The sequence below is a fragment of the Mucilaginibacter panaciglaebae genome, from assembly GCF_039539265.1.
GTDB lineage: Bacteria > Bacteroidota > Bacteroidia > Sphingobacteriales > Sphingobacteriaceae > Mucilaginibacter > Mucilaginibacter panaciglaebae.
In genome coordinates, this window is sequence record NZ_BAABCV010000004.1 from 132541 (window position 1) to 145948 (window position 13408).

Genomic DNA, 13408 nt, shown 5'->3' on the forward strand with positions numbered 1-13408 from the left:
AGTAGTTTTATGGTCTTTAAATTATCCGGTAATTTATTCATCACGGCTGCAATAGAAAGTATACGCAAATTATATATCAATTACGGCCAGCTAAAAAAGCGATAAACTTTGGCAATTAAACAATTCGCAGCAATTTTTGATATGGACGGCACCATGGTAGATAATACGCCCTACCATTTCAAAGCATGGCAAACACTTTTTAAAAAGTACGATAAAGGCGAACTCAATAAAGAAAGGTATAAAGCCGAAATAAGCGGTGTGCCGATTATGGACACCGTAAGGATTTTATTTCCGGATGCTGACGACGCTTTTCAAAAAGCCATAGCGCGCGAAAAAGAGCAGCTTTACCAGGAATATTACACCCCTTACGTCAAACCTGTTAGCGGACTGGAAAATTTGCTGATAGAACTAAAGGATGCCGGTGTAAAACTGGCTATGGCGTCATCCGCTTCGATGCATGACATTGACTTTGTGCTGAACCATGTGCCTGTAAGGCAATATTTTGACGTAATAATTGATGGTGATCGCGTTAGCAAAGGAAAACCCAATCCGCAGATATTTTTAAAAGCCGCCGCCGACCTCCATATGCGGCCTGAAGATTGTATTGTTTTCGAAGATTCAATGGCGGGCATCAAAGCCGGTAATGCCGCCGGCATGAAAGTAGTGGGGGTAACTACAGCGCACACCGCTGACGGGCTGCAACCTTCAAGCCTTGTCGTTAAAGATTACACAGAATTGAGTTTGCAGAAATTGCAGGCACTGTTTAGACCCTAAATAGTGCTTATTATTATATTTACCAAAACTTAGAACCATGCAATTAAAGAACACTTTTAGTCACCAGGTATATTTCTGGTTAAATGATAAAGCCGACCTGCCCAAATTTATAGAGGGACTCAACGTTTTGGTGCCCATTAAAACCATCCGTCAAATTCATATTGGCGTGCCCGCACCAAGTGAGATGCGCGATGTGATTGAGCGCAGTTATGATGCCTCGTTATGTGTTTTGTTTGATAGTCTGGCAGACCATGATGACTACCAGATAGACCCGCTGCATGATATTTTCAGGGACCAATATGCTGGGCCGCTTTGTAAAAAGGTGATGGTTTTGGACAGTATCGACGCTTAATTGAATAGATATAAACAGATACCGTTGTTAGCGTAGCAATAAAAAATACGTCGTCGCAAGGTACGGAGCAAGCTCTCCAGTTGCTAATCAATGCAAACAATGACTATCTGTTATAGTGGTTGCTTCGTTCCCCGCAATGACGAAATTGTTAGTTGAGCGGCTAACCTTAAAACTGGTTAATACTGCCGCTGCCTGATTTTGATTTCGAAATATTTTTAGGATTACCGCCATAATGTACGCCGCCGGAACCTGAAACATGTGCATTTAAACTATTACTGGCATACACCGTTGCACCGCCTGAACCGCTTACAGAGGCGTTGACATTGGCCGATTTAAAATCGCGCGCCGAGTAACTTCCTGAACCGCTTACATGTACATTTTGATTTTCGCCGCTGCCCGATAGTTTTAAACTGCCCGAGCCACTTATACCTGCATCAAGGTCTTTAGTAGTTAATTTGCCCTGCACGCTACCTGAGCCGCTTAACTGCAAATGCATGTTGCCGTTTGCGTTCAAGCCGTCTTTAAAGGTGACATGGCCTGAGCCGCTAAGGCTGATACCGTCAATGTTTTTTACGGTTACATAAACCACAACCTTTTTATTGTTGAAAATGTTGTGATTTTTGAAAATGTTACGCCAGCTTGTGTTCTCTTTACTATAAATACGCAAAGTGCCATTTTTAACCTCGGTCAGCACCAATTTGATTACATCATTGGGTGCCTCAATTTTTACAGTTTCAGTATTCCCCTGCGTAATATAAACATCGTATGATCCGGAAACATCAACAGCATGAAAGCCCGAAACAGGCCTGTCTTCGGTTTTTGCCGCAAAGGTTTGCCCGGCAGCAAAAAGCACCAGTGCAATTAAAAATTTAATAGTCTTCATAATAGTTTAAGTTTTGTTTTTTCTATAGGACGTTATTTATTTTAATAACGTTACAGAAAAAATGAAATTAGTCTATCATCACACCTATATAATAATTAAAGGTATCAACCTCCAGGTTGTCTTTATTAAGCCCCTTGATATTTACGGGAGTAAAGCTTTTAGTTGGTTGAATAAATTGCCATTCGCCGCCCTTGCCTCTTACCCTCAATGGCATAGCAAAACCCCGGGCTCCGGCTATCCATTTAGCTAACAGCTTGCCCTGTAACTCTGTAAACTCAATTACAGGTATTTCGGTACTGTGCAGGTACTGATCAAAAACAGGCAGCAGGTCTTTGCCTGATTGTTGGCTGATATAGCCGGTAATATCGTTATAGGTTACGGTTTTATGATAGAAAGTTTTATTCAGCCCACGCAGAATAGAGCGCCATTTTTCGTCGTTATTGATAATGGTGCGGATCATGTTCAAAAGCACTGCACCTTTGGGATACATATCGCCCGAGCCTTCTTTATTAACATCGTAGTAACCAACAACCGGCTCATCATTGGCAATGCCTCTGCGCAATCCGTTCACGTAGATTTGTCCTTGCAGTTTGTTTGATATGTTTTCAATAAATAACGATTCGGAGTAGTTGGTAAAGCTTTCGTGAATCCACATGTCGGCAATGTCTTTTGAGGTGATGTTGTTGCCAAACCACTCGTGCCCGCTTTCGTGCACAATGATAAAGTCCCAGGTTAAACCAAGGCCGGTTCCTGACAAGTCAATACCCTGCGGTTTGCCGCGATGCCCCGCATAGTACCCATTCACATAATGATTACCGTAAGCTACCCCGCTTTGGTGCTCCATACCTAAGTGCGGAGTTTCAATCAGTTTATAGCCGTCTTCATACCAAGGGTAGGGGCCAAACCAGTATTCAAAAGCTTTCAGCATACGCGGAACGTTAGCTGCAAAGTGTTTTTTTGCTTTGTCGACGTTATAATCCAATACCCAGAAATCAGTGGTCAGCTTGCCTTTTTCGCCATTATATATATCGCCAAAATGTGTGTAGTTGCCGATGTTAGCCTCAACATCGTAATTATTAATAGGATTAGACACAAACCAGTCGAAACGGGTGTATCCATCTTTTAAAACAGTATTTTTTCGCAGGCGGCCGTTAGAAACATCTATCAATCCTTTCGGTACGCTGATACTGATCAGTATACTATCAACCTCATCCGCCTGATGGTCTTTATTAGGCCACCAAATGCTGGCACCCGCGCCTTGACAGGCGGTGGCCACCCAGGGGCGTTTCAGCGAGTCGGTAGTATATACCACGCCGCCATCCCAGGGGGCATTCCTGGCTATAGTTGGGTTACCCGAATAATACACGGTAAACTCATCCCTGCTGCCTTTGGTTATGGTATTAGGGAAGGTTACGAAAACTGCATTAAACTGGCGGGTGAAAGGCAGCTCTTTACCTTTGTAAATTACTTTACCAACTTTCAGGTTGGCATACAGGTCAAACTGCAGTTTGGTAAAATCCTGCGTAGCAGTAAATTTAAAAAGGTTGCTGCCGTTGATGAATTTATTGTCGATATCAAACTTAACATCGAGGTGGTAGTAGTTGATATCATAGCAGGTACGTAGGGGAGTCAGGTTGCCGCGCAGTGAGTCGGCGCGGGTAAAGGTTTCCTTCTTTTTCATCAGCTGTGCATTTACACTGAATGACACAATCAGCAAAAGGACCAAAATTGACCGAAATAATTTCATGGAGATCAGGGAATTTTTACCAAATATACTTTATCTTTTGCGTATAAGTCTGAGAATAGCCGCGCAGGCAGCGCCCGATTTTTCATCGCCATCATAAAAACCGATTATCTTCCCTTTTAATCCGTAAGCATCGGCAGCGTATACTTTGCCGTCGGCTAAAAATGCGGCAGGTTTGTTTTTAAGCTGATAAGCGTCGGCATTAAAAATAGTTTTGCCTTCAATAAAACCAATTACCTTGTCCTTTAGTTGATAGCCATCGGCGGCATACACCTTTCCACCCTCAATAAACCCGGCCGCCTTATCTTTTAAGCCATACTTATCGGCAATATAAATCTTGCCCTCGTCAAAAAAACCGCGAGGTGTGGTTACTTTAAGCTCATAAGCATCAGCAGCATATAAGGCTTGTGCGTGGACGGAGATCGTCCAAAGCAATAATGAGAAAGTAATGGAGGTGAAGGCTTTCATACATCATAAATATAGTGTAAAAATCATGACAATTAATTTAACTAATCTCTAACCAACCAATCACTAATGTCTAAAAAATGTACCTTTACGCCACAAACACTACTACTATGCAATATGATGTTATCGTTATAGGTTCGGGTCCGGGTGGCTATGTGGCTGCTATACGTTGTGCCCAGCTTGGTTTAAAAACAGCTTGTATTGAAAAATATGCCACTTACGGAGGCACTTGTCTTAATGTAGGCTGCATCCCATCGAAGGCGCTGTTAGATTCGTCCGAACATTATTACAATGCCGGGCACGCTTTTGCCAGCCATGGTATTAACCTTAAAGATCTGAAGGTTGATATAACCCAGATGATGAAACGTAAAACCGAAGTAGTAGCTAAGAACACCGCCGGTATTAGTTTTTTGTTTAAAAAGAACAAGATTGACGGCTACCAGGGCATGGGTTCATTTAAAGACAAAAACACCATTGTCATTACCAAAGAGGATGGCAGTACTCAGGAAATTACCGGTACCAACGTTATCATCGCTACCGGTTCAAAACCATCAAGCCTGCCGTTTATTAAGATTGATAAAAAACGCATTATTACCTCGACAGAGGCTTTATCATTGCCTGAAATACCTAAGCATCTTATCCTCATCGGCGGTGGTGTTATTGGTTTGGAGTTGGGTTCGGTATATGCACGTTTGGGGGCCAAAGTTTCTGTAATTGAGTTTATGGACGGCATTATCCCAACAATGGATAAAGCATTGGGTAAAGAGCTGCAAAAGGTTTTGCAAAAACAAGGCATGGAGTTTTACCTGGGCCATAAAGTAACCGGCGCAACGGTAAAAGGTAAAGAGGTAACGGTAGCTTTCGATTCGCCACAAGGTGAGAAAAAAGAGCTTAAAGGCGATTACTGCCTGGTGGCGGTGGGGCGCATAGCTTATACCGATGGTTTAGGTTTAGATAAGATTGGCTTGGCGGTTGAAGAGCGAGGCCGTAAAATTACCGTCGACGACCACCTGCAAACCAGTGTTAAAGGTGTTTATGCCATTGGCGACGTGATTCGGGGAGCGATGCTGGCTCATAAAGCAGAAGACGAAGGTACTTTGGTTGCCGAACGCATCGCCGGCCAAAAACCGCATATAAACTACAACCTGATACCGGGCGTAGTTTATACCTGGCCTGAGGTTGCTGCTGTAGGCCAGACCGAGGAGCAGCTGAAAGAAAAAGGCGTGAAATATAAAGCAGGCTCATTCCCGTTCCGCGCCAGCGGCAGGGCGGTAGCAAGCGGAGACATGGACGGTTTTGTTAAAGTTTTGGCTGATGCTGCTACCGATGAGATTCTGGGCGTACACATTATCGGTCCGCGTGCTGCCGATATGATTGCCGAGGCTGTAGTAGCCATGGAATATCGCGCCAGCGCCGAAGATATTAGCCGCATGAGCCACGCGCACCCAACTTATACCGAAGCCCTGCGCGAAGCTTGTCTGGCTGCTACAGAAAACAGGCCGATACATATTTGATTTTGTAAAGAATAGGAATTATTCGCTTCGATGTCATCTGGAACGTAGTGAGATATCTATACGCATACAAGAATTGCGTGCGTATAGATATCTCCTCGTTTGATTTTCTTAGTGAGATTTCTTTATACCAACCCGCTTTCCTTCAACCAACTTTTCAACGTATTCACATCAGCCTGCATCGAAGCTAATACCTGCTCTTTAGGTAACTTTAGTTTATTAGCACCGGCATTTGCACCGCCGAGCGGATATTCGTAGTGCATAATGATTGGCCCTTTAAAATCAAATTGCTTTAGCTGTGTTAAATAAGCTTTAAAATTAACCATCCCCTGGCCAAGCGGTGCATTGGCTATGTCCCAGCCCTTGCCGGTTTTCTGCCAGTAAAAATCCTTGATAGTGGTTGATTTGACGTAGGCCTTGATCAGATCCAGATTTTGCGGCCATGACATGGCACCGTCAATAGTAGCGTGATGTATATCAAACTGGCAACCTATCCATTGCGGCGATTGGTCTTTGATTGCCTCATATAAATCCCAGATGGAGTTACCAAACCTGCCGGTATGATGCTCGTAGTCGCCACGCACGGCATAACGCTCATTTACCTTAGCCAGCATAGCAAAACGTTTTTTAAGCTGATCGACGTTTTCCAGGGTGCTTAGCTTTTTATCATAGCCATACCAGCCCATGCGGTAGCTTTTAATACCATAGTGCGCTGCGGTTTCTAAAATTTCGTGCGTATGCAGGTCGTTCGCATCAACTATATCTGTAGTAATTGAGTTAACTTTTAAGCCGGCTTGTTTAACGGCATTTACCGCCTGGGGCAAATTATCTTTTACCCGTTCGGGCAATACGTGTCCGCCTTTGCGTACGGTTAAATCCACACCCTCAAAACCCAATTTAGCGGCTTGATTGGCCATATCTGAATAATCAAGCCATTGCAGGTGCTTCGAGAAAATGTTCAGGCTGATCCTGTCATCCGCTGCGGGCATATCAATGGGTCTGATCGTCTTATTATCAACAGCCGAAGCTATATTTCCAAGTGGTAACGCAGCCATGCCGATAGCGGCAGTTTTAATAAAATTTTTTCGTGAGATGGCATCTTTCATAGCAGAAAAGTAACAGGTTTATTCAAAGCTACAAAATACAAGCAAAGAAAAGTTTAAACAAAAGCCCCCCGCGGTTATGCAGAGGGCTTGAGATAGGGGTATTAAATTTAGTTTGATTGTTTTATTGAATCACAGCACGGAAGATTTTATGTGCTGATGTGGTATTATTTGTACAGAAAATATAGTAATAACCATTTGATTTTTCTGCACCATAAATAGTATAGCCCGAAGGAACCAGGTATTTGGTAAAGTTGCTACCGCCATCTTTAGATAAGTTAAAGGTTAAGCCGCCATACATAACTTCATCACCATTAATTTTAACTGTATAAACAGTTTCGTCGGTAACTTTGGTCCACGCATCGCCCTGGTTGGTTGATTTGTATAAACGCTGGTCGGCAACACTTGGCGAGGTTGATGGTGGCGTATACAGTACAAATACCGCATTGTTATGTGCTTTCATAAATTCCTGCTGGCCAAAACCGTAGAGATAATAACCGGCGGCAGCTTTGGTAGCTGTCCAGGTTTTTCCCTTATCGGTAGAACGATAGAACGGTTTGGCATTTGAATTAGGCAGATTTCCGTTTGCATCAATAGCATACCAGTATTTAGCCGCAGCGTCGCTGGTGATATAGTCTAAACCGGCCAATTGCGCAATAACAGCCGTTGTCCATGTAGTACCGCCATTGGTTGAGGTGTATAAAACATTTGAATTTATAACATTTACGGTGTTACCCATAGCCACAATGCCGGTAAAGCCTATATCGGGGCTGTTGGCATTAGGGGTTAGCTTGGTCCAGGTGCTGCCGTCTTTTGATTTGGCAATACCATAATTTGTGGTAACATAAAATGCCGAGTCGTTGGCTGCGACTAATTTGATCTCTAATAATGTTTTATTGAAAGGTAAGGCATTGTAAACGTTAGTAAATGTTGTCCCATTGGTGGTTAAGTATATATAGTTTGATTTAAGGCCACCTGCAAAAATAGTTTTGGTACCAAGCGTTGCAGCCTGGTTATAGTTTGATATAGTTGCGGTAAAGCCCAGGTCTTGCCACGCAACGCCATTACCAATCACAATATCAGAAGTGCTTGTTGCAGTGTGTCCGCCTATAGTAACAGTTATTCGCCCTGTAGCGGCACCTGTTGGAACAACTGCGCTTATTTGAGTAGCTGACGCCGCAATTACCGTAGCAGCAACATTTTTAATCTTCACCACATTGTCGGCTTTTGTGGTAGAGAAATTACTACCCTTAATAACAACGGTATCACCAATTTTTGTAACCGCCGGTGCAAATGATGTGATTTTGGCAGGCAGTATATAAGTGAAGGTTGGCCCGGTTAAAATATCACTGTTTTTTACTCTTAGGGTGACCGCGCCGGTAACGCCCTGTTTAGGTACGATTGCTTTTATTTTGGTTGTATTGGCAGATATGATCTTAGCATCGGTACCATTAAATTTCAAAATATTGTCTGCAATTGTAGCGCTGTAATTTACCCCTGTAAGCGTAACAGTATCACCTTCTGCACCCGACAAAGGCGTCATGTTTTCAATAGTTGGCTTAACCGTAACAGGTGTAGGATCAACAATATCTGACTTAGCTTTTACTGTAGCAGTATAATTTAATACAGTATAGGTCCCCTTTGATGAAAACTCACCGCTGATGGAATTCAGGAACTTAATGTCCCATTTTACAGTAATGTCGTTGCCGGTAATGCTAATATCAATAGCGCCCGAGATAGCATAAAAAGTGTTTTTGCCGGTGGTTCTGTACTTAACGTAGGTTTGCGTGGTTGTAGATACTGTGCCAGTGCCATTCACTCTTAAGCCCGGAACACCTGGGTTTGATGAGGTGCCTAATTTTTTGGTGATGGTTTGTGTGCCTGCTTTAACATCGGCAATAAAGAAAACTAACTGATCGCCGGCGCTGCTTAAAGTGTTGGTAGTTAAAAGAGCTTTTGTAGCATCGCCATCGGTTGAATAATATGTTGATGACATTGACGATTCATTAAGCGAAAGTGTCCGTCCGTCAACAACACCTGAAAAACTGGTTTTTGGTTCCGTCGATGTAGGATTAGTTGGTGCAACAGGTTGTGCGTCTTTTTTGCACGAACTCATGACGGCAATAAGCAGCATCAAGCCGCCTATTTTTAATAGGGGTTTTTTAATCATGGTTGTTTAATTAATAGGGGTTATAAATAATTATGATCAAGTATAACAACAATTTTACAAATTCAAAAAAAAATCTAATAATATTTTAATGTCTATATGAATATATAAGAAATAATATTGGGATAATATTCAAACCGGTAGTCAAAGCTTTATTTGAATAATTTGTAGCTTAGTGCAACCATTAACCTAATCGCGGTGATCGGCAGCAAATAGCGGATGAATCTAAGAACCTTTACATATAACCTTATTTGCCTGCTCGGATTAAGCTCAATAAGCTATGCCCAAAATATCAAGCTTAAAGACATTACCAAAATAGAACTGGTTAGCAGCGGCCCCTGGTGGGCTTACACAGGTATGAAATGGGTAGAAGTTTTGCCCGAAGGAAAGGAATGGAATTGTTATCATCTCAGAAGCCAGCTGCCCCCTAAATTATTAAGAGATTCAACCCGTAGGCTTATTAAAACAATACCTGTAAAAGATTTGGAGCGATTACTGGCATATATAAATAATCCCGACACCACACTAAAGTTTGAACAATTCGATGTTTCAACTGAAGAACTAAAGAAATATATAGACACCCTGCAAACTGCTGCAAAAGAATCGTTTCAATTTCATCACAACAAAGAAGACAGCTTGATGATTAATTTAACTGCCGAACAAAAAGCTTACTTTTTAAAGATAATTAAATCAAAGCAAGCGGTTAAAGAGGCTGGTTTAAAAGCTTTTCATCCTTTTATTGATGATGACCGGTCATATTATGGAATGATTTTTACCTACAAAGACAAGCATAAGGATACCGTATCGGCTTACGTAAACAGCTACCATTTATATCAATTGCCCTGGAAAATAAAAAATAAACACAGCTATAATGCGCACCTTACTGAGTTATTTGAATCGATTATCGGCCATGAAGGATTTGACAAAGGAGAAAAAAGCAGGTTAGTTTATCGCATTGATTATGAATTATTTCGGAGATGGGTTATAACAAAAATTTCATGGGATGATTACAAGCTTCGTCATTCGTCAAACTATCAAAGTTTAAGCAAAACTTTAAGCCCTGTTATGGGCATGATCCGTTTTAAATCAGCCTCCTTACCTTTTAATATACAACTGCAATACAGATATCCATCTACAGATACCTTAAAAACGAGCATTTATAATGACTGCGAGAAAGAAATAGTGAGTTTATATAAAAGAGGCGGATTCTTTTTCGACTATATGAAAGCTCATCCAACAACTATAGCTTTTGTTGAAAGTTCCACACCTAAGCTTATTGAGCAGGCTAAATTTGTTTATCCAAATATCTCTAAGTTTGAAAGCTGCGAAATTAAATATGTTTATACAGCAGCAGATTTTTACCAGGGCTATGATTTAACAAGAAGCTCTCGGTGGTTGTTGCTTCCGGATGGAACGATGATTTTACTTTCCTGCAGCAACCAACTTATTCAAGATGGGGATAAGATATTTGCCGGGTTCCCGCCGACCGATGATAAAAGTAAATGGTATTTTTGCATAGTTTATGACAAAGAAGGCCATAAAATAGCTAGTGGCAAATCGGCGGATAGAGCTGAATCGAAATAACTGTTATCCCCATTTTCTCCAAATTAATTCCGAAATTCGCCCCCATGTTGCAAATTCAACAAAACGTATCGTTAAAAAACTTTAACACATTTGGGGTTGATGTAAACGCCCGCTATTTTGTTGAGATCAATCACCCCGATGACCTGGCCGAGCTGTTTATGGATCCCCAATGGCATGAAATCGGGCGACTGGTGATAGGTGGTGGCAGCAACATGCTTTTTATTAAAGATTTTGATGGCCTGGTCATCCACATGAACATTCGTGGTATCGAGCACCGTATTAGTCACGACGAGGTATTCGTTGAAGCCGGCGCCGGCGAGGTTTGGAATGACCTGGTAAATTACTGTGTACAGCGTGGCTTTGCCGGGCTGGAAAACCTGAGCCTTATTCCCGGTTCTGTCGGGGCATCGCCTATACAAAATATCGGTGCTTACGGGGTAGAGTTAAAGGATGTGTTTAGCAGCTGTAAAGCTTTTGAAATAGCTACCGGCAATTTTCACACTTTTACCAAAGCCGATTGCGGATTTGGTTACCGCGAAAGCGTTTTCAAAAATGAGCTGAAAGGACAATATATTATTGTGTCTGTAAAGTTTGATCTGTCGCTTATCCCTCACTTAAATTTAAGATACGGCGCTATTGAGCAGGAGCTCGGCAATAGGGGCATTACAGATCCTACTATAAAAGATGTGTCGCAGGTAGTATCGCATATTCGCGTAGCTAAACTGCCTGATCCCTCAACAATAGGTAATGCGGGCAGCTTTTTTAAAAATCCTGTTATCACTGCCACTGAGTTTGAGCCTATCAAACAAAAATTTCCTGATGTAGTAAACTACCCTGCAGGCGATGGTCTGGTAAAACTGGCAGCCGGCTGGCTTATTGAGCAATGCGGCTGGAAGGGCAAAGTTGTCGGAAATACCGGTACCTGGAAAAATCAGGCACTTGTTTTGGTAAATCACGGCGGCGCTGCCGGCCAGGAGGTGTACAACTTTTCGTCGCAAATTATAGACAGTGTGTACACCAAATTTGGCGTTACCCTACAACGCGAAGTAAATATCATAGGTTAATTTTATTTCATTTTAGGAAATTATTGGCATTGTAATCGAATTGTCAGGTAGCTTAAATTCATATTTTTATGTCATTTTATATATCTGTATATTAGATACTTGTGATATTTTTAGTGTATTATTTACACTATTTAAATTATCTATACTTAAGCAATCGGTCGTTGTAATTGACTTGGCACAATGGTATGCCCTTTGTCTATAAACCAATACAAAACATTTACAGATGACAAAGATTGAGTTTAACACCCTAGTATTGCGCCAAGCGAGTTCTTTAAGATCTTACGCCCTACATTTTACCCATGACGCAGATGATGCTAACGACCTTGTCCAGGACACGATGTTGAAAGCCATAACTTATTACAATAAGTTTAAAGAAGGCACCAATTTAAAAGGGTGGTTATACACCATCATGAAAAACACTTTTATCAATAACTACCGTCGTTTTGTTAAAATGAGCACTTTCGTTACTAAATCTGACGAAATTTCATCGCCAAACCTGGTGTTTAGCTCAACAAAAAACCATGGCGAAGCTAAATTTGTGATGGACGACATTAAAAAAGCACTTGAGCGTTTACCTCAGGATTATTACGTGCCTTTTACCATGTATTTTGAGGGTCATAAATACCATGAAATTGCCGATCACCTGTCAATCCCTATCGGTACGGTTAAAACCCGCATCCATGTGGCCCGCAAGCTGCTAAAGAAAAACCTGAAAGCTTATGACAGTGGCATCAAAAAACCGGTTTACGCAGAAAACTAAGAATTAATTAACTCAATTTACTATAAAAGCAGAAGCCCGCTCTCAAAAGCGGGCTTCTGCTTTTTGATGCCGTTTGTTTCACTGTAGGTATAGCGTTCAGGCGTTTTTACTATTTGTCCTGGTAACTACCAAATAACTTTACCAGCTTATCCGGATAATCAGATATCAGGCCATCTACTTTCAAATCAGCCAGCGCTTTCATTTTGTCTTCGTCATCCACTGTCCAGGGAATAATCTGTACGTGGTTTTGATGAGCCGAGTTAACCATATCTGCGGTAACAATTTTCTGTTCGGGGCTCAGAATAGTTGGGGTAAAGCCAAGGGTTTTAATGCTGCCTTCGTAGTTGCCCGATTGAATAAGGAAAGCTGTCTTTACCTTTGGCATCTGCTGGTGAAGCACCTGTAAGGTGCGCGGGTCAAACGACTGAATTATCACCCTGTCGGTAATATGTTTTTGGTTGATGACATTCATCAATAATTTAACAAACACCTCCGGAACGGGATTATCTATGTTGTCGCCTGCCGCGCTGCTTTTGGTTTCAATATTGTAATACACCGGTTTAAGGCGATGTACCTTAACATAACTTTCGACACTGTCTATCAGATCGGCCAGCAGCGGTTTGTAGGTTTTAACTTTTTGTTGCTGCGGGAAAGCCGGATAATCCTTCACGCCTTCAATGAACTGCCGGATATCGGCATAGGTCATTTTGTACAGCACGTATTTCTTTGCATCGGCTTTGGCAATATCGCTGCCGTCTGGCTTTTGCATAAAGGCAGCATTCATGAAACCATCATGCGATACCACAACTTTGCCATCGGCAGTGATATGGGTGTCCAGTTCCAGCGTACGCACACCGGTGCGCACACCATTCAGCATAGCGGGTATGGAATTTTCAGGCATTAGTCCGCGGCCGCCGCGGTGTGCCTCCGTATCAAATGTTTGTTGCGCTTGGGCCGATACAAATCCGAAGCCAATTAATAATGTTAGCAGACCTTTCATA

General features: G+C 42.0%; 12 protein-coding genes. 6 read left to right on the forward strand and 6 right to left on the reverse strand.

The genetic code is table 11. The annotated features are described in order from the left end of the window. Positions 1 to 108 precede the first annotated feature (108 nt). Both ABD772_RS06630 and ABD772_RS06635 read left to right on the forward strand, forming a co-directional pair. Complete coding sequence (locus tag ABD772_RS06630) at positions 109 to 774, forward strand: HAD family hydrolase (RefSeq protein ID WP_345102015.1); 666 nt, start codon at positions 109 to 111, stop codon at positions 772 to 774. A 37-nt stretch (positions 775 to 811) separates the two neighbouring features. Next, on the forward strand, positions 812 to 1126 hold the full coding sequence (locus ABD772_RS06635; protein WP_345102017.1) for a Dabb family protein: 315 nt from the start codon (positions 812 to 814) through the stop codon (positions 1124 to 1126). A 166-nt stretch (positions 1127 to 1292) separates the two neighbouring features. Here the strand turns inward: ABD772_RS06635 and ABD772_RS06640 are convergent, their stop codons facing one another. From ABD772_RS06640 to ABD772_RS06650, 3 genes are all read right to left on the reverse strand, one after another. Next, complete coding sequence (locus tag ABD772_RS06640; protein WP_345102019.1) at positions 1293 to 2009, reverse strand: head GIN domain-containing protein; 717 nt, start codon at positions 2007 to 2009, stop codon at positions 1293 to 1295. 67 nt (positions 2010 to 2076) lie between these two features. Continuing rightward, a complete protein-coding gene (locus ABD772_RS06645) occupies positions 2077 to 3756 on the reverse strand; it encodes a M1 family metallopeptidase (RefSeq protein WP_425562820.1) in 1680 nt (559 codons plus the stop codon). A 30-nt stretch (positions 3757 to 3786) separates the two neighbouring features. Continuing rightward, positions 3787 to 4221 (reverse strand): hypothetical protein, encoded by a 435-nt coding sequence (locus ABD772_RS06650; protein ID WP_345102023.1) that lies wholly within the window; start codon positions 4219 to 4221, stop codon positions 3787 to 3789. 107 nt (positions 4222 to 4328) lie between these two features. On the opposite strand from ABD772_RS06650, the gene lpdA reads away from it, so the two are divergent. Further along, entirely contained in the window at positions 4329 to 5732 is a 1404-nt protein-coding gene (gene lpdA, locus ABD772_RS06655; protein WP_345102497.1) for a dihydrolipoyl dehydrogenase, read from the forward strand. A gap of 122 nt (positions 5733 to 5854) precedes the next feature. Here lpdA and ABD772_RS06660 read toward each other — a convergent pair whose 3' ends face one another. Then, positions 5855 to 6835, reverse strand: a complete 981-nt coding sequence (locus tag ABD772_RS06660; RefSeq protein WP_345102025.1) for a sugar phosphate isomerase/epimerase family protein — start codon at positions 6833 to 6835, stop codon at positions 5855 to 5857. A 121-nt stretch (positions 6836 to 6956) separates the two neighbouring features. After that, positions 6957 to 9002, reverse strand: a complete 2046-nt coding sequence (locus ABD772_RS06665; RefSeq protein WP_345102027.1) for an IPT/TIG domain-containing protein — start codon at positions 9000 to 9002, stop codon at positions 6957 to 6959. A gap of 216 nt (positions 9003 to 9218) precedes the next feature. On the opposite strand from ABD772_RS06665, the gene ABD772_RS06670 reads away from it, so the two are divergent. The 3 genes from ABD772_RS06670 to ABD772_RS06680 all read left to right on the forward strand — a co-directional run bounded on the left by ABD772_RS06670 (position 9219) and on the right by ABD772_RS06680 (position 12407). Continuing rightward, positions 9219 to 10583 (forward strand): hypothetical protein, encoded by a 1365-nt coding sequence (locus tag ABD772_RS06670; protein WP_345102029.1) that lies wholly within the window; start codon positions 9219 to 9221, stop codon positions 10581 to 10583. Positions 10584 to 10627: 44 nt separating this feature from the next. Continuing rightward, positions 10628 to 11647 carry a UDP-N-acetylmuramate dehydrogenase gene (gene murB / locus ABD772_RS06675; RefSeq protein WP_345102031.1) on the forward strand — a complete coding sequence of 340 codons (1020 nt, stop codon included), beginning with the start codon at positions 10628 to 10630 and terminating at the stop codon, positions 11645 to 11647. 223 nt (positions 11648 to 11870) lie between these two features. Continuing rightward, positions 11871 to 12407, forward strand: coding sequence for an RNA polymerase sigma factor (locus ABD772_RS06680; protein ID WP_345102033.1), 537 nt, complete (start codon positions 11871 to 11873; stop codon positions 12405 to 12407). 109 nt (positions 12408 to 12516) lie between these two features. On the opposite strand, the gene ABD772_RS06685 is transcribed toward ABD772_RS06680, so the two are convergent. Then, positions 12517 to 13407: a glycerophosphodiester phosphodiesterase family protein gene (locus ABD772_RS06685; RefSeq protein WP_345102035.1), complete on the reverse strand. Its 891-nt coding sequence runs from the start codon at positions 13405 to 13407 to the stop codon at positions 12517 to 12519. Position 13408 lies beyond the last annotated feature (1 nt).

Excerpts from the sequence above, each read along its gene's own strand:
- ABD772_RS06660 (WP_345102025.1), bottom strand. The coding sequence starts at position 6,835 with ATGAAAGATGCCATCTCACGAAAAAATTTTATTAAAACTGCCGCTATC.
- ABD772_RS06635 (WP_345102017.1), top strand. The coding sequence starts at position 812 with ATGCAATTAAAGAACACTTTTAGTCACCAGGTATATTTCTGGTTAAAT.
- ABD772_RS06645 (WP_425562820.1), bottom strand. The coding sequence starts at position 3,756 with ATGAAATTATTTCGGTCAATTTTGGTCCTTTTGCTGATTGTGTCATTC.
- ABD772_RS06685 (WP_345102035.1), bottom strand. The coding sequence starts at position 13,407 with ATGAAAGGTCTGCTAACATTATTAATTGGCTTCGGATTTGTATCGGCC.
- ABD772_RS06680 (WP_345102033.1), top strand. The coding sequence starts at position 11,871 with ATGACAAAGATTGAGTTTAACACCCTAGTATTGCGCCAAGCGAGTTCT.
- lpdA (WP_345102497.1), top strand. The coding sequence starts at position 4,329 with ATGCAATATGATGTTATCGTTATAGGTTCGGGTCCGGGTGGCTATGTG.
- ABD772_RS06665 (WP_345102027.1), bottom strand. The coding sequence starts at position 9,002 with ATGATTAAAAAACCCCTATTAAAAATAGGCGGCTTGATGCTGCTTATT.
- murB (WP_345102031.1), top strand. The coding sequence starts at position 10,628 with ATGTTGCAAATTCAACAAAACGTATCGTTAAAAAACTTTAACACATTT.
- ABD772_RS06670 (WP_345102029.1), top strand. The coding sequence starts at position 9,219 with ATGAATCTAAGAACCTTTACATATAACCTTATTTGCCTGCTCGGATTA.
- ABD772_RS06650 (WP_345102023.1), bottom strand. The coding sequence starts at position 4,221 with ATGAAAGCCTTCACCTCCATTACTTTCTCATTATTGCTTTGGACGATC.
- ABD772_RS06640 (WP_345102019.1), bottom strand. The coding sequence starts at position 2,009 with ATGAAGACTATTAAATTTTTAATTGCACTGGTGCTTTTTGCTGCCGGG.